This is a genomic window from Phenylobacterium sp., assembly GCF_036264965.1.
Taxonomy (GTDB): Bacteria; Pseudomonadota; Alphaproteobacteria; order Caulobacterales; family Caulobacteraceae; genus Phenylobacterium.
On record NZ_DATAPY010000116.1, the window covers coordinates 13,417 to 35,747 of the forward strand.

The window sequence follows — 22,331 nt, forward strand, 5'->3', positions numbered from 1 at the left end:
CCGCCGCGCCGGCGCGCAAGGCGCCGCTTGCAGATCAGGTGCGGAAGGTGGCCGTCAGCTGACGGCCGTTGCGCTCGATGGTCACCTGCCAGACCGGGGCCGGCGCGACGACGGCGCTGGTCAGGTCGGTGACGCTCTTGATGTCGCGACCGTTGACCGCGCGGATGATGTCGCCGGGCTGGACGCCCAGTTGCTGGGCGACGCCGGACGCGGTCTTGGTCACCAGGACCCCCGCGCGGCCGAAGGGGTCGATGCCCACCTCCTCCGCCACCGCCGGCGACAGGTTGACCACCGTCGCGCCCTGGAAGGGGTTGCGGCCGGCGATCACCTTCTCATCGCGGGCCGGCGTGGCGGGCGCGGCTTCGGCCTGCATGGTGAGCGGACGCTCGGCCTTGTCGCGGCGGACCGCGACACGGACGGTCTCGCCGGGGCGATGGTTGCCGATGGCGTAGTTCAGCGCCGCGGCGTCGACCACCGGCTCGCCATCCACCGTGGTCACCACGTCGCCCTGCTTGACGCCGGCCTTGGCCGCCGCGCCGCCCGGCCAGACGTCCGCCACCAGCGCGCCGGAGGGCGTCGCCAGGCCGATGGTCTTGGCGATCTCCGGCGTCACGCTCTGCAGCCGCGCCCCGAACCAGGGCCTGACCACCGTCTGGCCGCCGTTCATCGCGGTCTCCACGACACGGCGCACCACAGCGGCGGGGATGGCGAAGCCGATGCCGGAGGATTGGCCGGATTGGGAGTAGATAAAGCTGTTCACCCCGATCAGGTCGCCTTCCATGCTGACCAGGGCGCCGCCGGAATTGCCCGGATTGATCGCTGCGTCGGTCTGGATATAGGCGCCGGCGTCGCCGTCCGGATTGGCTGTGCGGTTCTTGGCCGAGACGATGCCGTTGGTCACGGTCTGTCCGACGCCGAAGGGGTCGCCGATGGCCAGCACCAGGTCGCCAACCTCGATGTCGCCCCGATCGGCGATGGCCATGACCGGCAGCTTCTCGCCGGCCGGCACGTCAATCTTCAGGATCGCCAGGTCCGCGCGGGTGTCGGCCAGCAGCACCTTGGCCTTGAACTCGCGCCGGTCGGACAGCGAGACGGTGATGTCGGCGCCGCCTTCGATGACATGGTTGTTGGTGACGATCACCCCGTCCGCGCGGACGATGACGCCGGATCCCAGCGAGCCCTCGATGCGATTGCGCGGCGCCCCCATGCCGAACATCTGCCAGAACGGGTCCTGCTGGCGGACGACGCGCTTGGACGAGATGTTCACCACCGCCGGGGCGGCGTGCTTCACCACCGCGGCGAAGGACTGTTTCATCGCCACCGCATTGGCGGGCACGACCCGGCCAGCTTCAGGCGCCGGCTCCGCGCGCACGGCGAGCGGCGCGGCGGCGGCCAGGAGGGCCAGGGTCGGGATCAGGAGGCGTTGGGCGCACATGGTCGCTCCGAGCTTAAACGTCCGGCTCAGTTCCGCGAAGTTTTCTGGCGCTTTGATGGCGAGGCTTCAACTCGCCGTCGCCGGTTCCACGGTGACCTGTGGCCGATGCGGGTGCGCGAAGCCCCACGCCAGCAAGAACGCCAGCACGAAGAGCCCGCCGGCCAGATAGATCGCCAGCCCTGGCAGATGCAGGCTCGCTTCATGGCGCACGGAAAAGGCGAAGGTCAGGCCGAAGATCGAAGGGCCGATGATGCTGGCGATCCCCTGCAGGCTCTGGTTCACGCCCTGAAGCTGGCCCTGATGGGAGGGCGGCACGCGTTGCGACATCAGTCCCTGCACGCCCGGCATCAGGAAGCCCGAGAAGGCGAAGATCGGCGCGCCCAGCAGGTACATCCAGCCATTGGACGCCGTGCCGTACCAGGCAAAGCCCAGGGCGCCCGCCGCACAGCCCATGAGCACGAGGCGCCGCTCGCCGAAACGGGCGACCGCCGGGCCGACCAGGAACATCTGCACGATCACCCCCATGACGCCGGTGATCAGGAAGGTCGCGCCCAGCACCGACATCGACCAGTGGTAGCGGTAGATCGTGTAGAGCACGAAGACCTGCGGCAGCACGATCTGCGCGAGCTGGAAGAGGAACCCGACGCCGGCCAGGCTGAGCAGTCCCGGGTGCGCCCTCAGCAGTTTGAGCGAGCCCAATGGATTGGCCCGGCGCCATTCGAAACTGGCGAGCCGACGCTCCAGGGGCAGGGATTCCGGCAGGACCAAGAGGCCGTAGAACCAGTTCAGCCCCGTCACGCCGGCCGCCACCAGGAACGGCAGCCGGATGTTGATGTCACCGAGGAAGCCGCCGAGCGTCGGACCGAGGATAAAGCCGAAGGAGAAGGCCGAGGTCAGCATGCCAAAGTTCTTGGCGCGGTCCTGCGGCCGCGTGATGTCGGCCACATAGGCCCCGCCGGTCGAGAAGCTGGCCGCGGTCATGCCGTTCAGGATGCGGCCCAGATACAGCCACCAAAGGGTCGGGGCGAAGGCCATGAACAGGAAGTCGACGGCCAGGCCGAAATTGGAGATCAGCAGGACAGGCCTGCGTCCCACCCGGTCCGACAACACGCCCAGGATCGGCCCCACGACGAACTGCATCGCGCCCCAGGTGGTGGCGAAGATCACGTTCCAGTCCGACGCGGCGGCCGTGTCGCCGCCCGTAAGCTGGCGGATCAGGTTCGGCAGGATCGGGATCATCAGCCCGAACGACACCGAGGTCATCAGCGCGCTGGCGAAGATGAAACCGAAGGCCGCCTGGCGGCCGGACCGCGTGGCGCTCGGCCGTGATTGGCTCATGATCTATCCCCTGGACCGAACTTGAAACAAAACAGGAACCCGCGCAACCCGGTTATCCGATCTGGTCGCCGACGGCGGCGATCTGGGCCCGCCAGAAGTCGGCTAGGCGCATCAGCAGCACCTGATCCGGGAACCCGTGGCGGGCCGCGCCGGCCGGGACCTGATCGAAGCCGCGGTGTTCGATGCTGACCCTCGTCTCGCCGTCAACGGCCTCAAATCCGACCTCGACCTCGGTGTGAAGATCAGGCGGGAAATTCGCCTGCCGCCACGAGAAAACCAGCCGGCTGGGCGGTTCCCAGGCGACGATCCTGCCGATCTGGAACATCTTGCCGCCGGCCCGCGTTTCGATCAGCCGGCCGCCCTCACCCGGCTCGAACGAGAGCACGCCCGGCCGCGGCGTGGTCTGGAACAGCGGGCTCGGCCGCCACCAGGCGCCGATCTCGTCCACGAAAGCCTGGAACGCCCGCTCGGGGGAGGCCTTCACGCGCAGCGCCACATAGACCTTGGAGGTCATGCGTCCTTCTCGATATGGGCCTTGAAGGCGACGAGCTGCTCGCTCCAGAGCCGTTCAGCGTCCTCCAGCCAGCGCAGCAGATGAACCATGGGTTCGGGCCTCAGGGCGTAGATGCGCACCCGCGCATCGAAGGTCGGATGGGATTCCTCCACCAGGCCGCTCTGCCGCAGCGTGCGCAGATGACGGCTCATCGCCGGCGGCGACAGGTCGAGCTCCCGGGCGAGGTCGCCCGCCGCGCGGGGGCCGCGGCTCAGCAGGTCCACGACGCGGCGCCGGTGCGGGTCGGCCAGGGCCGCCAGGGTCGCGTCGACCTGCAGGGCGGCCGCCTGGCTCACGCCCACCCCGTGATCTTGAGGCCGCTGGTGGCCTCCATCTGCTCGTGAGTGACCGTCTCCACCGTCTGAGCAACCGTCCAGATATGGCCCTCCGGATCTCGGCAGCGGTAGGTTCGGTCGCCGTAGAACTGGGTCTCGGGCTCCATCAGAATCTCGGCCCCGGCGGCGCGAGCGCGTTCGCAATGGGCGTCGAGATTCGTCTCGATCTGGATGTGAACGGTCTGGGTGTTCTTGCCGCCAAGAGACCTGGGACTCTTGTGATCGGCGCTCCACTCGTTGCCGACCATCACCACCCCGCTGCCGAAGCGCATCTCGGAATGGGCGATATTTCCTTCGGCGTCCTCGATCAGCATGGAGACCTCGAAGCCGAAGGCCGTCTCCAGCCAGGCCAGGGCCGCGCGAGGGTCAAGGTAGCAAACCGCCGAAGACAGGCTGGGGAACCGGTCAGCCATGGCCGGCCTCCTTCAGCGAGGCGGAGAGTTTCAGGCCGCTGGCTTCCTCCATCTGGGCGATGGTCGGCGCGGCGACAGGCTGGGCGAAGTTCCAGACATGGCCTTCGAGATCGAGCGCCCGGTAGGTGCGCTCGCCGTAGAACTGGTCGGCCGGCTCGTCGGTGATGCGCGCGCCGGCCGCCCGCGCCCGCTCGCAGTGGGCGTCGAGGCCTTCCGCCAGGTGCACGCGGATGAACTGGGTGCTGCGGCCGTCGATCGACAATGGGCTGACCATCCGGGCGTCTCCGATGATTTCGCTGGAGAATTCCGGATTGATGCTGACCGACCCGCCGTGGAAGCTCATCTCGGAATAGCCCAGCCGGCCCGACGGTTCGGTTACCAGCGTGGTGGTCTCGAAGCCAAAGGCGGCCTCCAGCCACTTCAGGGCGGCCAGCGGATCGCGATAGAAGGCGGTCGGTTTGAAAATGGGTTCGTCGGCCACGGCGATCTCCTTGCCTTAATCGACAATATTTAACGCATATCGTAATTATATCGTCAAGTGGGTCGGCGCGGGCGCTGCTTGGCGGAGACCGATTTCACGATGCTCCGTGACGGTCGTGAGGGGTCGATGGGTGCGGCGTTGGCGAGGGCCCGCGCCATCAGCGCCTGGACGCCCGGATCGTCGAGCACAGCCAGGTCGGGCAGTTTCAGGCTGCGGACCTGCGCGCCCTCTCCGTCCAACAGGCCATCCGGATCGTCCAGCTCCGCGCCGCGGTAGAAGAACAGCCGCACCCACTTCGGAAAGGCGGCAATGGAGAGCACGACATCCGCCAGCTTGTCGGTCGCTCCATAGCCGATCGCGAGGGCGTTGTAGTTGTCGTAGACCATCTCCACCGCGCCCGGCAGGCGGCGCTGCATCTCCGCCCGCGCCGCGCGGATGTCGGCGGCGACGCCCTCGGAGAACTTGGCGATGAAGCCTTCGATCTGGGCTTCGGTGTCCATCACCAAAGCCTGCGCCGGATCGGCCTATTTCGCCAGGGCCGGCGCCAGATCGGCCAGACGCCCGTCGTTCGGCCGTGGCTTCACCCCGGTCAGCGCCGCCAGCAGCGGATAGACGTCGACATTGTCGAAGCTGGGCAAGGTCACGCCATGGTTGAATGAAGGGCCGTGCGCAATGAACAGGGCCGCCATCTGAGGATCGTTGGGATCGTAGCCGTGCTCGCCCTTCGGCGTGGGATAGGCCGTATGCGCCGCCTCCACCATCCAGCCCACATCCGCCAGGCAGTAAAGCGGCGGGACGCGAGGGTTCTTGCCAAAATGGAACCGGGCCGGGATATCGGCCTTGCGCCAGCAGGTCATATGGTCGTGGCGGACGAGCAGCGCCTGGGCGACCTCCTCCTCGTGGCCGGGCATGGGCCGGATGCCGGATTCGGCGCCCTGGGAGACGGCGTGGAAGGCGGTCGCCGGCATCAGGTCGGACAGATAGGTCACGCGCTCGTGGCTCGTGGCCGCCATGCCGTGGTCAGCGACCACGATTACGTTGGTGGTCTCCAACAGGTGGCGCGCGGCGAGGCCCTTCAGCAGCAGGACCACGGCGGCGTCGGTCTCCGTCAGCGCCTTGTCCACGTCGTCGGAGTCCGGGCCCGCCAGGTGGCCGGCGCTGTCGACGGCGTTGAAGTAGAGGGTGACGAACCGCGGCCGCTCGGCCGGCGGGCGGTCTAGCCAACTCAGCACCTGCTCCGTCCGCGCCGCCGACGGCACGGTCTTGTCGAACAGCCGCCAGTCATGGGGCTGCACCCCGTGGATCGGCGCGTCCGAGCCTGGCCAGAACATGGTGGCGGTGCGCACGCCCTGGTTCTCCGCCGTCACCCAGAGGGGCTCGGCCTGGTCCCACCAGATCGGATCGTGGACGATGTCGGGCTTGCTCAGCAGAAAGACCACCCCCGGCCGAGCGGCGTCCTCCATGTTGTTGTCGATCACCCCATGCTCGTCGGGCCGCAGGCCGGTCACCAGGGTGTAGTGGTTGGGGAAGGTGATGCTGGGGAACGAGGGCCGCATGGCCGCAAACGCGCCGTCGGCCGCCATGGCAGACAGCGCCGGCGTCTTGCCGCGTTGCAGATAGTCGGCGCGGAAGCCGTCGACGGAGACCAGGATGGTCAGCGGCGCGGGCTTGGGCGTCTGCGCGAACGCCGGAGGCGCGATGGCGGCCAGAACGATGGCGGCGGCGAGGAATAGCGGGCGCAGGAGTCGGGTCATGCCGCCAGCTTAGCCGCTCTCGCTGTCAGTTCGAGGACAGCCGCGCAATAAAAACCCCGGAGGGCCGCTCCGGGGCTTTGGAATTCAGCTTGTCGGCGGGTCGGATCAGTCGCCGTAGGTCTCGGCCACTGGGCCCGAGTCCTTGCCCTTTTCGGACGGATCGCGGTCGACGAACTCGATGACCGCCATGGCGGCGTTGTCGCCGTGACGGAAGCCCGCCTTCAGCACGCGGATGTAGCCGCCCTGGCGTTCCTGATAGCGCGGGCCCAGCACGGCGAACAGCTTGCCGACCTGCTCGACGTCGCGAACCGCGCTGATCGCCTGACGGCGCGCATGCAGGTCGCCGCGCTTGCCGAGCGTCACCAGCTTCTCGACGAAGGGGCGCAGTTCCTTGGCCTTGGGCAGGGTGGTCACGATCTGCTCGTGTTTGATCAGGCTAGCCGCCATGTTGGCGAACATGGCCGTCCGGTGGGCGCTGGTGCGACCCAGCTTGCGGTGCGCGGAACCGTGACGCATCTCGTGTATCTCCCAAATACTCATTGGGGGGCCACCTGGCCCGCCAGGGACACGTCCGATCTCTTGGGACGCATCCTAACCTAACCAATCCCAGCCTGCTCCCGCCTGGGTCGTAGCGATGCGCCGGAGCCCTCCGCCGCTGTTGCGGCTTCATTGGGCTCAGACCGCCCCTCCTTGAAATCGAAAGGGGGCGGCCCGGAAGTCGACGCGAGTTTTCTTACATCTGGTCTTCGAACTTCTTGGCCAGCTCTTCGATGTTCTCGGGCGGCCAGTTGGGCACGTCCATCCCGAGGTGCAGCGCCATGCCCGCCAGCACTTCCTTGATTTCGTTCAAGGACTTGCGGCCGAAGTTCGGGGTGCGGAGCATCTCGGCTTCGGTCTTCTGGATCAGGTCGCCGATGTAGACGATGTTGTCGTTCTTCAGGCAGTTGGCCGAACGGACCGAGAGCTCCAGCTCGTCGACCTTCTTCAGCAGCGCCGGGTTGAACGGCAGTTCCGGCTTGGCTTCGCCCTCGACCTTCTTCTTCGGCTCTTCGAAGGTGATGAAGATCTGCAGCTGGTCCTGGAGGATGCGCGCGGCGTAGGCCACGGCGTCCACCGGCGTGACCGCGCCGTTGGTTTCCACTTCCATGATCAGCTTGTCGTAGTCGAGGCTCTGGCCCTGGCGGGTAGGCTCGACGCGATAGGCGACGCGCTTGACCGGGGAATAGAGGGCGTCGACGGCGATCAGGCCGATCGGAGCGTCTTCCGGACGGTTCATCTCGGCCGGGACATAGCCCTTGCCGGTCTGGACCGTGAATTCCATGCGCACCTGGGCGCCGTCGTCCAGCGTGCAGAGCACGTGGTCGCCGTTGAGGATCTCGATGTCCGAGGGGGCCTCGATCTGGCTGGCGGTCACCGCGCCCGGGCCGGTGGCGCGCAGCGTCATCCGCTTCGGGCCCTCGGCGTGCATGCGCACGGCCAGTTGCTTGATGTTCAGCACTATATCGACGACGTCCTCGCGCACGCCCTCAAGCGAGGAGAACTCGTGCACGACGCCGTCGATCTGCACCGCGGTCACAGCCGCGCCCTGCAGGGAGGAGAGAAGCACGCGGCGCAGGCTGTTGCCCAGCGTCACGCCGAACCCGCGCTCGAGCGGCTCGGCCACCAGACGCGCCTTGCGGTTCGCGTCGGCGCCGGTCTCGATTTGCGGCTTCTCGGGACGGATAAGCTCGTTCCAGTTTCTTTCGATCACGGATTAGGTGTCCCTTGAAAACGCAGGATCGCCGGCCGCCAACGCGGTCCGGCGCAGGGAATTAGGTACGTCGTACTAGACGCGCCGACGCTTGGGCGGCCGGCAGCCGTTGTGCGGAATGGGCGTCACGTCCCGAATGGTGGTGATGGTCATGCCGACGGCCTGCAAGGCGCGCAGCGCCGACTCGCGGCCCGAACCGGGGCCGGAAACGTTGACTTCCAGGGTCTTCACGCCGTGCTCAGCAGCCTTGCGGCCCGCGTCCTCGGCCGCCATCTGGGCGGCGTAGGGCGTCGATTTCCGCGACCCCTTGAATCCCATCATGCCGGCGCTGGACCAGGAGATGGTGTTCCCCTGAGCATCGGTGATGGTGATCATGGTGTTGTTGAACGAGGCATTCACATGCGCCACGCCCGAGGTGATGTTCTTGCGTTCGCGGCGTTTGACGCGACCCGGTTCTTTGGCCATCGATACGCTCTCTTACTTCTTCTTGCCGGCGATCGGCTTGGCGGGGCCCTTGCGGGTCCGGGCGTTGGTGTGGGTGCGCTGGCCGCGGACCGGCAGGCCCTTGCGGTGACGGAGGCCCCGATAGCAGGCCAGGTCCATCAGGCGCTTGATGTTGACCGCGGTCTCGCGGCGCAGGTCGCCCTCGACGGTGAAGTCGCGGTCGATGGTCTCGCGGATCTGCAGCACTTCCTGGTCGGTGAGCTGATTGACGCGGCGCGCGTCCTCGATGCCCACCTTGGAGACGATCTCGCGAGCCTTCGCGGGGCCGATCCCATGGATGTACTGAAGCGCGATCACCACGCGCTTGTTAGTCGGAATGTTGACGCCAGCAATACGGGCCACGTGTCGATCTCTCCTGGTCACGCAAGAGAAGCGCGAACGGCGCCCCGGCCCCTCGCCCCGAAGGTCAAGCCGGTTCGTCCTTCGCGCTCTTTCGCGGAAGCGCTCCGTTATAGGGATCGTTGGCGGTCCGTCAACAACGGAAACGCCCATTTATGAACGGAAAAGAGCGGGCGCAAGGGGTGCTCCCCTGCCCGGGTCCGTACTCATAACGCCCCTCGACTCTGCCTGGGGACGCCTAAGGAAAGCATGAAGAGGCCTAAGGATGCAATTGCGGCCACGTGGCCCCACTTGCGCAGCCTCCTCCGGCGCCTTCACTTGGCGCGTCGATTCGGGGGAGGGTTTTGATGGCTTCGCGTAACAGGATGATGGCAGCCGCGGGTTTTGCGGCCCTTTTGGCGTTCTCGGCGTCTCCAGCGGCGGCCAAGGACCTGGCGATCCATGCCGGGCGGCTGATCGACGGCACGGGCAAGGCCGTGCGCGAGAAGGTCACCATCGTCGTCCACGACGACCGGATCACCGCGGTCCAGGACGGCTTCACCGCCCCGAGCGGCGCCGAGATCGTCGACCTGTCGGCCTCGACCGTCCTGCCGGGCCTGATCGACGACCACGTCCACATCACCCAGAGCTTCCACAAGGGCGACCCGATCCACACGGCGATGACCCGCACCGACTTCGACGACGAGATCGACGCGGTGAACAACGCCCGCGCGACCCTGATGGCGGGCTTCACCTCGATCCGCGACGTGGGCAGCGCCACCGGCGTGGTGGTGGCGCTGAAGCGGGCGATCAACGCCGGCCTCCTGCCGGGTCCGCGCATGTGGGTGGCCGGAACGCCGCTCGGCCCCACAGGCGGCCACGGCGACGCCGCCGACGGCCTGGACCCGGAGATTTCGCACCCCGGCTGGACCGACAACCTGATCGACAGCCCCGAAACCGCGCGCAAGACCGTGCGCCGGCTGCGCCGGGAAGGCGTCGACCTCATCAAGATCATGCCCTCCGGCGGGGTGATGTCGATCGGCGACGACCCGAAGCTGCAGTTGATGGAGGACGACGAGATCAAGGCGGTGATCGACACCGCCCATTCGCTCGGCATGAAGGTCGCCGCCCACGCCCACGGCAAGAAGGCCATCGACCATACGATCGAGCTGGGCGTCGATTCCATCGAGCACGGCACCTACGCCGATGCCGAGAGCTACAAGCTGTTCAAGGCCCATGGGACCTATTTCGTGCCCACCATGCTGGTCGGCGCCAAGGTGGTCGAGCACGCCAAGGCCCATCCCGAGGACCTAAATCCCTCCACAGTCCAGAAGGCCCTGACAGTGGTGCCCTACATGCTGCAGAACATGCACAACGCCTACGAGGCGGGCGTGAAGATCGCCTTCGGCACCGACACCTTCGGCATGTCGAACCACGGTGAGAACGCCCAGGAGTTCAAGCTGCTGGTGGGCGCCGGCATGCCGCCGATGGAGGCCATCAAGGCCGCGACCTGGAACGCCGCCGACCTGATCGGCGACACCGCCGACATCGGCACGGTGCAGCCCGGCCGCTACGCCGATATCATCGCCGTCGACGCCGACCCGCTGAAGGACGTCACCGTGCTGGAGCACGTGGCCTTCGTGATGAAGGGCGGCGTCGTCTACAAGGCCAAGGGCGTGGCGGTCGCGAGGTAGCGCCGAGGTTCGCAATTTGCCGGCCGCCCGTGGCCGGCGCGTCGGCTATCGAGCCTAAGCGGATCCAACGGCCGCCTTACGCCCTTCATGAGGGTCGGCGGTGGTCGAAACCCGCCCGTCACAGTCTCTAGCGCCGAAGCAATCGCCAACGTGGCGGCGTCGGAGCCGGGGCGGCCGATGATCTGGACTGCGACGGGCATGCCTTCGGGAGCCAGGCCAACCGGGATCACCGTCACGGGCAGGTCGCATAGGATGGCCAGGGCGATCCAGTCGACCTGTTCAAGATAGCGAATGCGACCGCCGTCCGACATCGACAGCCACCGAGTTGCCTGCGTGCCGGCGTGGTTATGGGCGAAGGCTGTGGTGGGGGTGACCGGTGCGAGGATCGCGTCATACAGCGCGAAAGCCTGAGCGACCCTGGCCGTCATTCTCGCCCGCTCTTCGCTGGCGGCCAGCCACTCATGGTGTCGCGCGGTGTAGCCCAGGACGCCGTGCGCCCAGGACAGATGCCCAGCGCCGCAGACTTCGGCGAGCTTGGCCGGGCCACGAAACAGGTCGAACACTGCGCGCGTCGCCGGGCCTAGCACGCCACTAATCGCGGCGAGCAGCAGGGTCATGTAGGTCGACAGCATTTCGCGGGCTGCAATAGGCAAGGTTACAGGATCGACTGCGACGCCTTCGCCCTGCAACTCGCCTGCGAAGGCTTCAATCACGGTGCGAACCTCCGGGTCGATTGGGAAGGTCGGCTCGTCGAGCCAGAGGCCTATTCGCAAAGAGGCTAGCGTCGGCGTCGGCGACACAGCGACGTCGGCAAGGACCGTGAGCAGGAGTTGCAGATCACGCACTGAGCGCGCCATCGGACCGACGACCAGGAGATCGTAGTCCGAAAGATACCCCGGCGGAGCGGCGATGCCGCGCTGGGATATGAGCCCCCAGCTCGGTCGGTGGCAGGCAATCCCGCAAAAGCCCGCCGGAATACGGAGGGAGCCACCTATGTCCGCGCCGACCTCCAGCGCGGTGAAGCCCGCGGCGACGGCGGCGGCCGCCCCGCCCGACGATCCGCCCGGCGTGCGCCCGAGGTTCCACGGATTGCGCGTGACCCCGTAAAGCGCGTTGTAGGTCTGAAAGTCGCTGGACCCGGCGGGCACATTGGTGTGCCCCCAGACGAGCGCACCCGTTGCGCGGACCCGCGCCACGGCGTCGGCGTCCTTTGCGGGACGGCCGAGCAGCGACTTCATGCCGACGCTGGCGGGCAAGCCCTCAATGTCGAAGATGTCCTTCACTGTCATCGGCAGGCCGGCGAGCACCCCCAGCGCCTCACCGCGAGCCCGGGCCGCATCAACAGCCGCCGCGTCGGAAATTGCGCGCTCCGCGTCGCGCGCTATCACGGCGTTGATCGCGGGATTGAGCTTATCCGTGCGATCGAACTCGGCCTGAAGCAACTCGCTAGCGCTCACGCGACCTGCCTCCAGGGCGCTGAGTTGTTCGGTCGCATCGCTTTGCAGGATGTCGTCCATCGCCCCGCCCAATTGGCGCCCCCTGACCTCAGTCGGGATGGATCATTGCATCTGTAAGGGTGCACATCTGCGAAATCCTCGCACACGCTATGTGAGCATACCTCGCCGGTCCTCTGGCTAGTCACAGGTTGAAGGTACGCATCCCACCCCACCTCAGACGTTCCGGTCGTCCGCTCGTGCGGCCGGCCCATTGGCATGCGGGTTTCGCGCCGGCGCCGCGGGTTTCTCGGCGAGGTGCGCCATCTCCGGCGGGCGCAGCCGGCCGCGTCGGATGCTCTATCTCGCCGGCCTACAGGCCCGCCGTTGCGACCCCACTCTGAAAGCCTTCGCCGAGCGACTCCTCGCCCGAGGCAAAGCCGCCAAGGTCGTCATCGTCGCCGTCCTGCGAAAGCTTATCGAGGCCGCCAACCTCGTCCTCCAACGCCGCCAGCCCTGGCGAAAGCAACCCGCTACATGAACATGGTTGCTCCACCATCCGCTCTTCGACGGATGGTCCCCGGTCTGAACACGTAAACGGGGGAGGTAGCCGCTTGACGTGGGCCGCATCCGACCCGGATGTAGCCCCATGACAACCGACGCTGAGTTCATCCTCCCTGACTTCATCCGCGGCCTGCCCAAGGCCGAACTGCACCTGCATATCGAGGGCAGCCTTGAGCCGGAGCAGATGTTTGAGCTCGCGCGGCGCAATCGCGTCAGCCTGCCGTTCAAGACGGTGGAGGAGGTCCGCGCGGCCTACGCCTTCTCGAACCTGCAGGATTTCCTGGACATCTACTATCAGGGCGCGGCGGTGCTGCAGACCGAGCGGGACTTCCACGACCTGGTCATGGCCTATTTCCGGCGGGTCGCCGCCGACGGCTGCCGCCATGTGGAGCTGTTCTTCGACCCGCAGACCCACACCGACCGCGGCCTGCCCTTTTCGGTGGCGATCGAAGGTCTGCTGTCCGGCATGGCCGAGGCCAAGGACAGCCTTGGGATCACCTCGAAGCTGATCCTCTGTTTCCTGCGTCACCTGGACGAGGCCGCCGCCTTCGCCACGCTGAAGGCCGCCGAGCCCTGGCTCAGCCGGATCAGCGGCGTCGGCCTGGATTCCTCCGAGCTCGGCCATCCGCCGTCGAAGTTCGCCAAAGTCTACCGCGAGGCCCGCGCCCGCGGCCTGAAGCTGGTGGCCCACGCCGGCGAGGAAGGCCCGCCGGAATATGTCTGGGAGGCGCTGGACGTCCTGGGCGTCGACCGCATCGACCACGGCAACCGCAGCCTGGAGGACCCTGCCCTGGTCGAGCGGCTGGCCACGTCCGGCATGACGCTGACCGTCTGTCCGCTCTCCAACCTGAAACTCTGCGTGGTCGACGATCTGAAGGTCCATCCGCTGAAGCGGATGCTGGGCCTGGGCCTGAAGGCCACCGTCAACTCCGACGACCCGGCCTATTTCGGCGGCTACCTGGCGGAGAACTGGATCCAGACCGCCAGTGCGGTCGGCCTGACCCGCGAAGAACTGATCGTGCTCGCCAAGAACAGCTTCACCGGCTCGTTCCTGACACCCGCCGAGGTCGCACCGCATCTGGCGGCGATCGATGCGTACGCCAAAGCGAACCCATAACTCCGCTCATCCCCGCGAAGGCGGGGCCCAAGCCGAGTCCGGCGCCGATCGTCAGCGTTGCGGGGTCTGTAGACCGTATGGATCCCCGCCTTCGCGGGGATGAGCGGGATCGAGTTAGCGCGGCTTATCCAGTGCTTTGTCGATCGCGCCCGCCACCGTCTCGATCGAGCCCATGCCGTCGACTTCCACCAGCTTGCCCTGGCCCTTGTAGTAGGGGAGCAGCGGCGCGGTCTGGGTGTTGTAGGCGTCGAGCCGGACTTTGAAGCTGTCGGGATTGTCGTCCGGGCGGCCGCTCTCGGCGAAGCGGCCGGCGATGCGGTCCATCAGCGCCTGGTCGTCCACCTTCAGGCGGATCACCAGGTCGATGCCCGACCCGCGGTGCTGCAGCATGCCGTCCAGCGCCTCGGCCTGGGCGAGCGTGCGCGGGAAGCCGTCGAAGATCGCGCCGCCGGCGGCCTCGGCCTCGGGCAGGCGTTCTTCGATCAGGGCGATGACGATCTCGTCGGTGACCAGCTCGCCGCGCTCCATGACGCCGGCCACGCGCTGGCCGAGCTCGGAGCCCGAGGCGATGGCGGCGCGCAGCATGTCGCCGGTGGAGAGCTGGACCATCTTACGGGTCTCGACCAGGCGCTTGGCCTGGGTGCCCTTCCCCGCCGCCGGCGGCCCGAACAGGATCAGATTCATCAGCCCTCCCCGTCGCCGGCCCTCTTCGCGGGACCTGCGATGCTTGCCCTTAGCGGCCGCGGTTGCCCCGCAGCTTCGACTTCTTGATCAGCCCCTCGTACTGGTGCGCCAGGAGGTGTGACTGGATTTGGGTCACCGTGTCCATGGTGACGCTGACCACGATCAAGACCGAGGTGCCGCCCATGTAGAAGGGGGCGTTGTAGTAGCCGATCAGGACTTCCGGCAGCAGGCAGACGACGGCGATATAGGCCGCGCCGATCACCGTCAGACGGGTCAGCACGAAGTCGAGATATTCCGCCGTGCGCTTGCCGGGGCGGATGCCGGGCATGAAGCCGCCGTACTTGCGCAGGTTCTCCGCAGTGTCCTCCGGGTTGAACACCACGGAGGTGTAGAAGAAGCAGAAGAAGATGATCAGCGCGCCGTAGGCCACCATGAACGCCGGCCGGCCATGCTGCAGCTGGCCCACCGCGCCGGGCAGCCATTGCAGCCAGGACGGCAGGTTCGTGTTCGCCGCGAAGCCCATCACCGTCCCCGGAAGCAAGAGCAGCGATGAGGCGAAGATCGGCGGGATCACGCCGGAGGTGTTGATCTTCAGCGGCAGGAACGAGGTGTCGCCGCCGAACATGCGGTTGCCCACCTGACGCTTCGGGTACTGTACGAGCAGCCGCCGCTGCGAGCGCTCCATGAAGACGATGGCCATGGTCACCGCGATCACCAGGGCGAAGATGACCACCAGGCCGCCGGGGTTCATCGCGCCCGTCCGGGCCAGCGAGAAGGCCTGGGCCAGATAGCGCGGGAACACGGCCACGATGCCGGCGAAGATGATCAGCGAGACGCCGTTGCCGACGCCGCGGCTGGTGATCTGCTCGCCCAGCCACATCAGGAAGAGCGTGCCGCCGGTCAGCGTCGCCACCGTGGAGGCGACGAAGAAGATGCCGGGATGGTCGACGATCCCGTTGCCCGCCTGCAGGCCCATGGCGATGCCGAAGGACTGGAAGAGCGCCAGGATCACCGTCAGGTAGCGGGTGTACTGATTGAGCTGCTTGCGCCCCGCCTCGCCACCTTCCTTCCGCAGCTTTTCCCAGGGCGGATAGATGGTGCCCATGAGCTGCACGATGATCGAAGACGAGATGTAGGGCATTACGTTCAGGGCGAAGACCGCCATGTTCCGCACGGCGCCGCCGGAGAACATGTTGAACATGCCGAGGATGCCGCTGGCCTGGCCCTGGAAGGCCTGGCTGAACGCCGCGATGTTGATGCCGGGGATCGGGACGTAGCAGCCGATCCGATAGACGACCATCGCCACCAGGGTGAAGATCAGTCGCTTGTGCAGCTCCGTGGCCTTCGAAAAGGCCTCGACGTTCAGATTGGCTGCGAGTTGTTCAGCGGCCGAAGCCATTCACCAGATCCCCTGACTCACCACGTGTGGTCCGCACCAGATAGGACACGCCGGCCCCAGTTGCGAGGCCGGAATGGTCGCAGTCCGGCTCAGGCCTCGACGGCCGGAGCTTCCTTCTTGGTGGTGGTGACCGTGCCGCCGGCCTTTTCGACCGCCGCAACCGCCGCGGCGGACGCGGAGTGGACGGTGATGTTGAGCTTGGTCTTCAGTTCGCCCTTGCCCAGCAGACGCACGCCGTCCTTGGCGCGGCGGATGACGCCGGCCTTCAGCAGTTCGTCGGCGCCGATGGCCTTCTTGGCGTCGAGCTTGCCGGCGGCGATCGCCTGTTCCAGGCGCCAGAAGTTCACTTCGGCGAAGTCCAGGCGGTTGCGGGATTTGAAGCCGCGCTTGGGCATGCGCATGTGCAGCGGCATCTGGCCGCCTTCGAAGCCGGCGATGGCGACGCCGGAGCGCGCCTTCTGGCCCTTCACGCCGCGACCGGCGGTCTTGCCTTTGCCCGAGCCCGGGCCGCGGCCGACGCGCATCCGGCCCTTGGTGGAGCCTTCACGCGGCGAAAGTTCGTTGAGTTTGGTCATAGGCGCCTCTCCTTGGAGATCAATCGCCAGGGCTAAGGCCCTGACTCGGCTGATGTAAGTTTGACTGGACGATGAAGGCGCTTAGTCCTTCACCACCTCGACCATGTGGGCGACCTTGGCGATCATGCCGCGCACGGAGGGGGTGTCTTCCAGCGTCGAGACGCGGCCGACGCGGTTCAGGCCGAGGCCCGAAAGCGTCGCGCGCTGATCCTTCTTGCGGCGGATCGGGCTGCCGGTCTGGCGGACGGTGATCTTGGCTTCAGACTTGGTGGCCATGTCGGATTATCCTTCGACGTCCGCGGTGTCGGCGGCAGGCGTCGAGGCGCCATCGGCGCGGCGGCCGATGACATCCGAGACCTTCTTGCCGCGCTTGGCCGCGACCTGACGCGGCGACGACTGAGCCTTCAGGGCCTCGAACGTCGCGCGCACCATGTTGTAGGGGTTGGACGAGCCGACCGACTTGCCGACCACGTCCTGGACGCCCAGGGTTTCCAGAACCGCGCGCATCGGACCGCCGGCGATGACGCCGGTGCCCGGAGGCGCCGAGCGGACCATCACCTTGCCCGCGCCCCAACGGCCATTGCCGTCGTGGTGCAACGTGCGGCTTTCGCGCAGCGGCACGCGGATCATCGTCTTCTTGGCTTCTTCGGTCGCCTTGCGGATGGCTTCCGGCACTTCGCGCGCCTTGCCGTGACCGAAGCCGACGCGGCCCTTCTGGTCGCCGACGACCATCAGAGCGGCGAAGGAGAACCGGCGCCCGCCCTTCACGGTGGCGGCGACGCGGTTGATGTGCACCAGCTTTTCGACGATTTCGCTATCGCGTTCTTCTTCGCGATTGTTGCGATTGCCGCCGCGGTTGTCGTCCCTGCGAGCCATCTAGCGTTCCTTAGAAGTTCAGGCCGGCTTCACGCGCGGCATCAGCCAGCGCCTTCACCCGACCGTGATAGAGATAGCCACCGCGATCGAAGACCACGTCCTTGACGCCCTTTTCGATGGCGCGTTGCGCCACCAGAGCGCCCACGCGGGCCGCGGCGTCCTTGTCGGCGCCCTTCTTGGCCTTCTCGTCGCCTTCCAGCGACGAGGCGGCGGCCAGCGTCACGCCGCGCTCATCATCGATGACCTGGGCGTAGATGTTCTTCGACGAGCGGAAAACCGACAGGCGCGGACGCCCGTTGGCCAGCTTGCGCAGGCGGATGCGCGTGCGTTGCGCGCGCTTCTGCGAGGAATCTCGGGAGGAAAGAGCCATGACCTACTTCTTCTTGCCTTCCTTGCGACGAACCTGCTCGCCGGCATAGCGCACGCCCTTGCCCTTGTAGGGCTCCGGCGGACGGATGCGGCGGATGCGGGCGGCCATCTCGCCAACGGCCTGCTTGTCGATGCCGCTGATCTTGATTTCGGTCTGCTTCGGCACAGCGAAGGCGATGCCAGTCGGGGCCGGGATGTCGACGTCGTGGCTGAAGCCCAGCTGCATGGAGAGCGCCTGGCCCTTCATCGCCGCGCGATAGCCCACGCCCACCAGTTCCAGCGTCTGTTCGAAGCCGGTGGTGACGCCGGTGACCATGTTGGCGACCAGGCTGCGGGACAGGCCCCACATGGCCTGGGCGCGCTGGCCCTCGACCTTCTTGGAGAGCGTCAGTTCGCCGTTCTCCTGGCGCACTTCGATCTCTTCGGCGACCGTCCAGGCGAGTTGGCCCTTGGGCCCCTTCACCGTGACCGTCTGGCCATCGAGGGTCACCGTCACCCCAGCGGGGACCGCGACCGCCTTCTTTCCGATACGAGACATATCAGTAGACCCGGCAGAGGACTTCGCCGCCCACGTTCGCGTCGCGCGCGGCCGTGTCCGACATGACGCCCTTCGGCGTCGACAGGATCGAGATCCCGAGACCGTTCTTCACGGGCTTCAGGTCCTTGATCGACGAATAGACGCGACGGCCAGGCTTCGAGATGCGGGCGATGTCGACGATGACGGGCGCGCCATCGAAGTACTTCAGCTCAATCTCGAACTCCGGGAAGGCGCCGGGCTTTTCCACCAAGTGGTAGCCGCGGATGTAGCCTTCGTCGGTCAGCACGTCGAGGAGACGGGCGCGCATCTTCGACGCGGGCGTCATCACCTTCGAGCGGCCGCGGATGGCGGCGTTCTTGATGCGGGCGATCAGATCGCCGATGGGATCGTTGACCATCTGTGACCTCCCCTACCAGCTCGACTTGACGAGGCCGGGGATCAGCCCGTGCGAACCGAGGTCGCGCAGGGAGATCCGGCTCATCTTCAGCTTGCGGTAGTAGGCGCGCGGACGGCCAGTCACCAGGCACCGGTTACGGATGCGGGTCTTGGACGAACTGCGCGGCAATTCCGCCAGCTTCAGCCGGGCTTCAAAACGTTCTTCCAGCGGCAGAGCCTCGTTGTTCGCAATCGCCTTCAGCTCGGTGCGCTTGGCGGCGTATTGCTTGACGAGGGCCTGGACCCGCAGGTTGCGGTTGACGGCGCTTTTCTTAGCCATGGTGCTCTTTCCTCCCCGCCCTAAGCCGCTTGGGCCTGAACGAACGGGAACTGGAATTCCTTGAGAAGCGCGCGCGCTTCGTCATCGGTCTTCGCGGTCGTGGCGACGATGATGTCCATGCCCCACATCTGGTCGATCTCGTCGTAGTTGATCTCCGGGAACACGATGTGTTCGCGAAGACCCAGGGCGTAGTTGCCCCGGCCATCGAACGAGGTCGGCTTGAGGCCCCGGAAGTCCTTCACCCGCGGCAGCGCGATGGTTATCAGGCGGTCCAGGAACTCATACATGCGGTCGGCGCGAAGGGTCACCTTGGCCCCGATCACCATGCCTTCGCGCAGCTTGAAGCCGGCGATGGAGGTGCGCGCCTTGGTCGGCACGGGCTTTTGGCCCGCGATCTTCGCGAGGTCGGCGATGGCGGCGTTGACCTTCTTGGAGTCGGCCACGGATTCGCCGATGCCCATGTTCAGGACGATCTTGTCCAGCTTGGGGATCTGCATCTCGTTCGTGTAGCCGAACTGCTCCTTGAGCGACGCCCGGATACGGCTCCGGTAGTCGGTCTTCAGCCGCGGTTCGTAAGCTTGCTCAGCCATTTGCGATCACCTCGCCGGTCGTCTTCGCGAACCGGACCTTCTTGTCGCCTTCCGTGCGGAAGCCAACGCGGGTGGGCTTACCCTTGGAGTCCACCACGGCCACATTCGAGATGTGGATCGGGGCTTCCTTGCTCTTGATGCCGCCTTGCGGGTCGCCTTGCGTGGGACGGGTGTGGCGCTGAACCAGGTTCAGGCCGCCGACCACGACGCGCTCTTCCTTCGGCATGACCTTGGAGACCGAGCCGGTGCGGCCCTTGTCCTTGCCGGTCAGGACCACGACGCGGTCCCCTTTTTTGATCTTCGCCGCCATCACAGCACCTCAGGAGCGAGGGAGATGATCTTCATGTGGTTCTTGGCGCGCAGTTCACGGGGAACCGGGCCGAAGATCCGCGTGCCGATCGGCTCGCTTTGCTTGTTGACGATCACCGCCGCGTTCTTGTCGAAGCGGATGACCGAACCGTCCTTGCGCTTGATGGCCGAGGACGTGCGCACGACGATGGCCTGCAGCACATCGCCCTTCTTCACGCGGCCGCGCGGAATGGCTTCCTTCACGGAGACCACGATCTTGTCACCGACGCCGGCATAACGGCGCCCCGCGCCGCCCAGCACCTTGATGCACATGACTCGGCGAGCGCCGGAGTTGTCGGCGACTTCCAGGTTAGTTTGCATCTGGATCATTGGTTCTGATCCCCTACGCTGCCTGGTCGGCGCCGCCCTTAGGCAGCACCTCCCAAGTCTTGGTTTTCGACTTCGGCGCGCATTCGATGATGCGCGCGTTGTCGCCGGCCTTGTAGGCGTTCGCCTCGTCGTGGGCGTGGTACTTCTTCGACCGACGGACGGTCTTCTTCAGCACCGGGTGCAGGAAGGTCCGTTCGACCTTCACCACCACCGTCTTGTCGCCCTTATCGGAGACGACAACGCCCTCGAGAATTCGTTTCGGCATCTGTCAGCTCTCCTCAGGCCTGCGCCTGCTTGGTCCGCAGGTGGGTCTTGATGCGCGCGATATCCTTGCGCACCTGATCCACGCGGTGGGTCTTCTCGATCTGGCCGGTCGCCTTCTGGAAGCGCAGGTTGAACTGCTCCTTCTTCAGGCTGATCAGTTGGTCGGCCAGCTGGTCGGGCGTGAGCCCGCGAACTTCGTCGATCTTCATCACGCGTGCTCCGCGGCGGGGGCGTCGATGCGCGAGACGATGCGGGTCTTCACCGGAAGCTTCGCCGCGCCGAGGCGCAGGGCTTCACGGGCCACATCGTCCGGCACGCCGTCGATTTCAAACATGATCCGGCCCGGGTGGACGCGGGCGGCCCAGTACTCGACGGAGCCCTTGCCCTTGCCCATCCGCACTTCGGCCGGCTTGTCGGTGACCGGCACGTCCGGGAAGATCCGGATCCACACCCGGCCCTGGCGCTTCATCTGACGCGTGATCGCACGGCGGGCCGCTTCGATCTGGCGCGCGGTAATGCGCTCGGGCTCAACCGACTTCAGGCCGTAGGAGCCGAAGTTCAGCGTGAAGCCGCTCTTGGCAAGACCGTGGATCTTGCCCTTGAACTGCTTGCGGTACTTGGTCTTTTTCGGAGACAGCATCGGTCAGACCCTTAAGCGTTCGCCTGCTCGCGCCGATCGCGGCGCGGGCCGCGGTCGGGGCGATCGCCGGAGCGGTCACGACCGCCGCCTTCACCCGCAGGCCCGCTTTCGCCGGCCAGACGCTTGTCCAGCGCCATCGGGTCGTGCTCGAGGACTTCGCCTTTGAAGACCCAGACCTTCACGCCAATGATGCCGTAGGTGGTCTTGGCCTCGGTGAAGCCGTAGTCGATGTCGGCGCGCAAGGTGTGCAGCGGCACGCGGCCTTCGCGATACCATTCCATCCGCGCGATTTCCGCGCCGCCGAGGCGGCCGGAGACGTTGATGCGGACGCCCTTGGCGCCGAGACGCATGGCCGACTGCATCGAACGCTTCATGGCGCGGCGGAAGGCCACGCGGCGCTCCAGCTGCTGGGCGATGTTCTCGGCGATCAGCTGAGCGTCGGTCTCGGGCTTGCGGATTTCGACGATGTTCAGGTGAACCTCGCCGTCCGTCATCGCCGCGATGTCCTTGCGCAGCTTGTCGATGTCGGCGCCCTTCTTGCCGATGATCACGCCGGGGCGCGCGGCATAGATGGTGATGCGGCACTTCTTGTGCGGACGCTCGATGGTGATGCGCGACACGCCGGCCTGATACAGGCGCTTCTTCAGCGCGCGGCGGACCTTGATGTCCTCGTGCAGCAGCTTGCCGTACTCGGCGCCGTCGGCGAACCAACGGCTGTCCCAGGTGCGGTTGATGCCGAGCCGCAGCCCGACCGGATTGACTTTCTGACCCATCAGGCGGCCTCACCCAGTTCGCGGACCACGATGGTGATCTCGCTGAACGGCTTTTCGATGCGCGACGCACGACCCCGCGCACGGGCGGAGAAGCGCTTCATCACCAGGTTCTTGCCCACGTAGGCCTCGGCCACGACCAGGGAGTCGATGTCGAGGTTGTGGTTGTTCTCGGCATTGGAGATCGCCGAATAGAGCGCCTTGCGGACGTCGATCGCGATGCGCTTGTGGCTGAATTCCAGCTCGTTCAGCGCCCGCTGGACCTTGAGGCCGCGGATCGACTGAGCGACCAGGTTCAGCTTACGCGCGCTGGTGCGCAGAGTGCGGACCTTGCACATCGCTTCAATACCGGCCAGGCGGCGGACTTTTTTCGTCTGCGACATGGCTACTTCCTCTTGGCCTTCTTGTCGGCGGCGTGGCCGGGGAAGAAGCGGGTGGGCGCGAACTCGCCCAGCTTCATGCCGACCATGTCTTCCGACACGTGCACGGGGACGTGCTTCTGGCCGTTGTGCACGCCGAACGTGAGACCCACGAACTGCGGCAT

34 protein-coding genes are annotated in these 22,331 nt (G+C 66.5%); 2 read left to right on the forward strand and 32 right to left on the reverse strand.

Going from position 1 to position 22,331, the window contains the following annotated elements:
- Positions 1–34: 34 nt before the first annotated feature.
- The 12 genes from VHS75_RS15030 to rpsM form a co-directional block, all read right to left on the reverse strand.
- The gene (locus VHS75_RS15030; protein WP_329639432.1) at positions 35–1,435 is read right to left on the reverse strand and encodes a Do family serine endopeptidase; all 1,401 of its coding nucleotides are present in this window, start codon (positions 1,433–1,435) and stop codon (positions 35–37) included.
- Between the two features lie 66 nt (positions 1,436–1,501).
- On the reverse strand, positions 1,502–2,773 hold the full coding sequence (locus tag VHS75_RS15035; RefSeq protein ID WP_329639433.1) for a TCR/Tet family MFS transporter: 1,272 nt from the start codon (positions 2,771–2,773) through the stop codon (positions 1,502–1,504).
- A 52-nt stretch (positions 2,774–2,825) separates the two neighbouring features.
- Complete coding sequence (locus VHS75_RS15040; RefSeq protein ID WP_329639434.1) at positions 2,826–3,287, reverse strand: SRPBCC family protein; 462 nt, start codon at positions 3,285–3,287, stop codon at positions 2,826–2,828.
- Positions 3,284–3,622, reverse strand: a complete 339-nt coding sequence (locus VHS75_RS15045) for a metalloregulator ArsR/SmtB family transcription factor (RefSeq protein WP_329639435.1) — start codon at positions 3,620–3,622, stop codon at positions 3,284–3,286. Before VHS75_RS15045 ends, VHS75_RS15040 begins: the two co-directional genes overlap by 4 nt.
- Positions 3,619–4,074, reverse strand: a complete 456-nt coding sequence (locus VHS75_RS15050; RefSeq protein WP_329639436.1) for a VOC family protein — start codon at positions 4,072–4,074, stop codon at positions 3,619–3,621. The genes VHS75_RS15045 and VHS75_RS15050 overlap by 4 nt, the downstream gene beginning before the upstream one ends.
- Positions 4,067–4,555, reverse strand: coding sequence for a VOC family protein (locus tag VHS75_RS15055; RefSeq protein ID WP_329639437.1), 489 nt, complete (start codon positions 4,553–4,555; stop codon positions 4,067–4,069). Before VHS75_RS15055 ends, VHS75_RS15050 begins: the two co-directional genes overlap by 8 nt.
- 53 nt (positions 4,556–4,608) lie before the next feature.
- The gene (locus VHS75_RS15060) at positions 4,609–5,055 is read right to left on the reverse strand and encodes a DUF1801 domain-containing protein (RefSeq protein ID WP_329639438.1); all 447 of its coding nucleotides are present in this window, start codon (positions 5,053–5,055) and stop codon (positions 4,609–4,611) included.
- 24 nt (positions 5,056–5,079) lie between these two features.
- Complete coding sequence (locus tag VHS75_RS15065; RefSeq protein ID WP_329639439.1) at positions 5,080–6,309, reverse strand: ectonucleotide pyrophosphatase/phosphodiesterase; 1,230 nt, start codon at positions 6,307–6,309, stop codon at positions 5,080–5,082.
- A gap of 105 nt (positions 6,310–6,414) precedes the next feature.
- Positions 6,415–6,825, reverse strand: coding sequence for a 50S ribosomal protein L17 (gene rplQ / locus VHS75_RS15070; protein ID WP_329639440.1), 411 nt, complete (start codon positions 6,823–6,825; stop codon positions 6,415–6,417).
- Between the two features lie 217 nt (positions 6,826–7,042).
- Entirely contained in the window at positions 7,043–8,059 is a 1,017-nt protein-coding gene (locus VHS75_RS15075; RefSeq protein WP_329639441.1) for a DNA-directed RNA polymerase subunit alpha, read from the reverse strand.
- 75 nt (positions 8,060–8,134) lie between these two features.
- Positions 8,135–8,524 (reverse strand): 30S ribosomal protein S11, encoded by a 390-nt coding sequence (rpsK, locus tag VHS75_RS15080; RefSeq protein ID WP_293367170.1) that lies wholly within the window; start codon positions 8,522–8,524, stop codon positions 8,135–8,137.
- Between the two features lie 12 nt (positions 8,525–8,536).
- A complete protein-coding gene (rpsM, locus tag VHS75_RS15085) occupies positions 8,537–8,905 on the reverse strand; it encodes a 30S ribosomal protein S13 (RefSeq protein WP_293367171.1) in 369 nt (122 codons plus the stop codon).
- Positions 8,906–9,249: 344 nt separating this feature from the next.
- Here rpsM and VHS75_RS15090 point away from each other — a divergent pair, with 344 nt between their 5' ends.
- Positions 9,250–10,575 carry an amidohydrolase family protein gene (locus tag VHS75_RS15090; RefSeq protein WP_329639442.1) on the forward strand — a complete coding sequence of 442 codons (1,326 nt, stop codon included), beginning with the start codon at positions 9,250–9,252 and terminating at the stop codon, positions 10,573–10,575.
- Here VHS75_RS15090 and VHS75_RS15095 read toward each other — a convergent pair.
- Together VHS75_RS15095 and VHS75_RS23115 are read right to left on the reverse strand one after the other, a co-directional pair.
- Complete coding sequence (locus tag VHS75_RS15095; RefSeq protein WP_329639443.1) at positions 10,542–12,092, reverse strand: amidase family protein; 1,551 nt, start codon at positions 12,090–12,092, stop codon at positions 10,542–10,544. The genes VHS75_RS15090 and VHS75_RS15095 overlap by 34 nt on opposite strands.
- Before the next feature lie 289 nt (positions 12,093–12,381).
- Positions 12,382–12,567 (reverse strand): hypothetical protein, encoded by a 186-nt coding sequence (locus VHS75_RS23115; protein WP_414694328.1) that lies wholly within the window; start codon positions 12,565–12,567, stop codon positions 12,382–12,384.
- Between the two features lie 90 nt (positions 12,568–12,657).
- On the opposite strand from VHS75_RS23115, the gene VHS75_RS15105 reads away from it, so the two are divergent.
- Positions 12,658–13,689, forward strand: coding sequence for an adenosine deaminase (locus VHS75_RS15105; protein WP_329639444.1), 1,032 nt, complete (start codon positions 12,658–12,660; stop codon positions 13,687–13,689).
- Between the two features lie 114 nt (positions 13,690–13,803).
- Here VHS75_RS15105 and VHS75_RS15110 read toward each other — a convergent pair whose 3' ends face one another.
- The 18 genes from VHS75_RS15110 to VHS75_RS15195 form a co-directional block, all read right to left on the reverse strand.
- Positions 13,804–14,373, reverse strand: coding sequence for an adenylate kinase (locus VHS75_RS15110; protein WP_329639445.1), 570 nt, complete (start codon positions 14,371–14,373; stop codon positions 13,804–13,806).
- A 49-nt stretch (positions 14,374–14,422) separates the two neighbouring features.
- Positions 14,423–15,772 (reverse strand): preprotein translocase subunit SecY, encoded by a 1,350-nt coding sequence (gene secY / locus VHS75_RS15115; RefSeq protein ID WP_329639446.1) that lies wholly within the window; start codon positions 15,770–15,772, stop codon positions 14,423–14,425.
- A gap of 89 nt (positions 15,773–15,861) precedes the next feature.
- The gene (gene rplO, locus VHS75_RS15120) at positions 15,862–16,347 is read right to left on the reverse strand and encodes a 50S ribosomal protein L15 (RefSeq protein ID WP_329639447.1); all 486 of its coding nucleotides are present in this window, start codon (positions 16,345–16,347) and stop codon (positions 15,862–15,864) included.
- An 81-nt stretch (positions 16,348–16,428) separates the two neighbouring features.
- Positions 16,429–16,623 carry a 50S ribosomal protein L30 gene (rpmD, locus tag VHS75_RS15125; RefSeq protein ID WP_329639448.1) on the reverse strand — a complete coding sequence of 65 codons (195 nt, stop codon included), beginning with the start codon at positions 16,621–16,623 and terminating at the stop codon, positions 16,429–16,431.
- A gap of 6 nt (positions 16,624–16,629) precedes the next feature.
- Positions 16,630–17,223 (reverse strand): 30S ribosomal protein S5, encoded by a 594-nt coding sequence (rpsE, locus tag VHS75_RS15130; RefSeq protein WP_329639449.1) that lies wholly within the window; start codon positions 17,221–17,223, stop codon positions 16,630–16,632.
- A gap of 10 nt (positions 17,224–17,233) precedes the next feature.
- Entirely contained in the window at positions 17,234–17,593 is a 360-nt protein-coding gene (gene rplR, locus VHS75_RS15135) for a 50S ribosomal protein L18 (protein ID WP_329639450.1), read from the reverse strand.
- A 3-nt stretch (positions 17,594–17,596) separates the two neighbouring features.
- Positions 17,597–18,130 (reverse strand): 50S ribosomal protein L6, encoded by a 534-nt coding sequence (gene rplF, locus VHS75_RS15140; RefSeq protein WP_329639451.1) that lies wholly within the window; start codon positions 18,128–18,130, stop codon positions 17,597–17,599.
- A 1-nt stretch (position 18,131) separates the two neighbouring features.
- Entirely contained in the window at positions 18,132–18,527 is a 396-nt protein-coding gene (rpsH, locus tag VHS75_RS15145; protein WP_325553234.1) for a 30S ribosomal protein S8, read from the reverse strand.
- Positions 18,528–18,539: 12 nt separating this feature from the next.
- A complete protein-coding gene (rpsN, locus tag VHS75_RS15150; protein WP_325553233.1) occupies positions 18,540–18,845 on the reverse strand; it encodes a 30S ribosomal protein S14 in 306 nt (101 codons plus the stop codon).
- 20 nt (positions 18,846–18,865) lie between these two features.
- Entirely contained in the window at positions 18,866–19,435 is a 570-nt protein-coding gene (rplE, locus tag VHS75_RS15155) for a 50S ribosomal protein L5 (RefSeq protein WP_329639452.1), read from the reverse strand.
- Positions 19,428–19,745, reverse strand: a complete 318-nt coding sequence (gene rplX / locus VHS75_RS15160; protein WP_329639453.1) for a 50S ribosomal protein L24 — start codon at positions 19,743–19,745, stop codon at positions 19,428–19,430. The genes rplE and rplX overlap by 8 nt, the downstream gene beginning before the upstream one ends.
- Positions 19,745–20,113: a 50S ribosomal protein L14 gene (gene rplN / locus VHS75_RS15165; protein WP_056018090.1), complete on the reverse strand. Its 369-nt coding sequence runs from the start codon at positions 20,111–20,113 to the stop codon at positions 19,745–19,747. Before rplN ends, rplX begins: the two co-directional genes overlap by 1 nt.
- A 13-nt stretch (positions 20,114–20,126) precedes the next feature.
- On the reverse strand, positions 20,127–20,378 hold the full coding sequence (gene rpsQ / locus VHS75_RS15170) for a 30S ribosomal protein S17 (protein WP_325553227.1): 252 nt from the start codon (positions 20,376–20,378) through the stop codon (positions 20,127–20,129).
- Positions 20,379–20,391: 13 nt separating this feature from the next.
- Positions 20,392–20,586, reverse strand: coding sequence for a 50S ribosomal protein L29 (gene rpmC, locus VHS75_RS15175; protein WP_329639454.1), 195 nt, complete (start codon positions 20,584–20,586; stop codon positions 20,392–20,394).
- On the reverse strand, positions 20,586–21,017 hold the full coding sequence (rplP, locus tag VHS75_RS15180; RefSeq protein WP_329639455.1) for a 50S ribosomal protein L16: 432 nt from the start codon (positions 21,015–21,017) through the stop codon (positions 20,586–20,588). The genes rpmC and rplP overlap by 1 nt, the downstream gene beginning before the upstream one ends.
- An 11-nt stretch (positions 21,018–21,028) precedes the next feature.
- A complete protein-coding gene (rpsC, locus tag VHS75_RS15185) occupies positions 21,029–21,790 on the reverse strand; it encodes a 30S ribosomal protein S3 (protein ID WP_325553222.1) in 762 nt (253 codons plus the stop codon).
- A complete protein-coding gene (gene rplV, locus VHS75_RS15190; RefSeq protein ID WP_293370218.1) occupies positions 21,790–22,170 on the reverse strand; it encodes a 50S ribosomal protein L22 in 381 nt (126 codons plus the stop codon). Before rplV ends, rpsC begins: the two co-directional genes overlap by 1 nt.
- A gap of 2 nt (positions 22,171–22,172) precedes the next feature.
- On the reverse strand, positions 22,173–22,331 hold a 159-nt coding region (locus tag VHS75_RS15195), incomplete at its 5' end, for a ribosomal protein S19 family protein (RefSeq protein ID WP_329639456.1).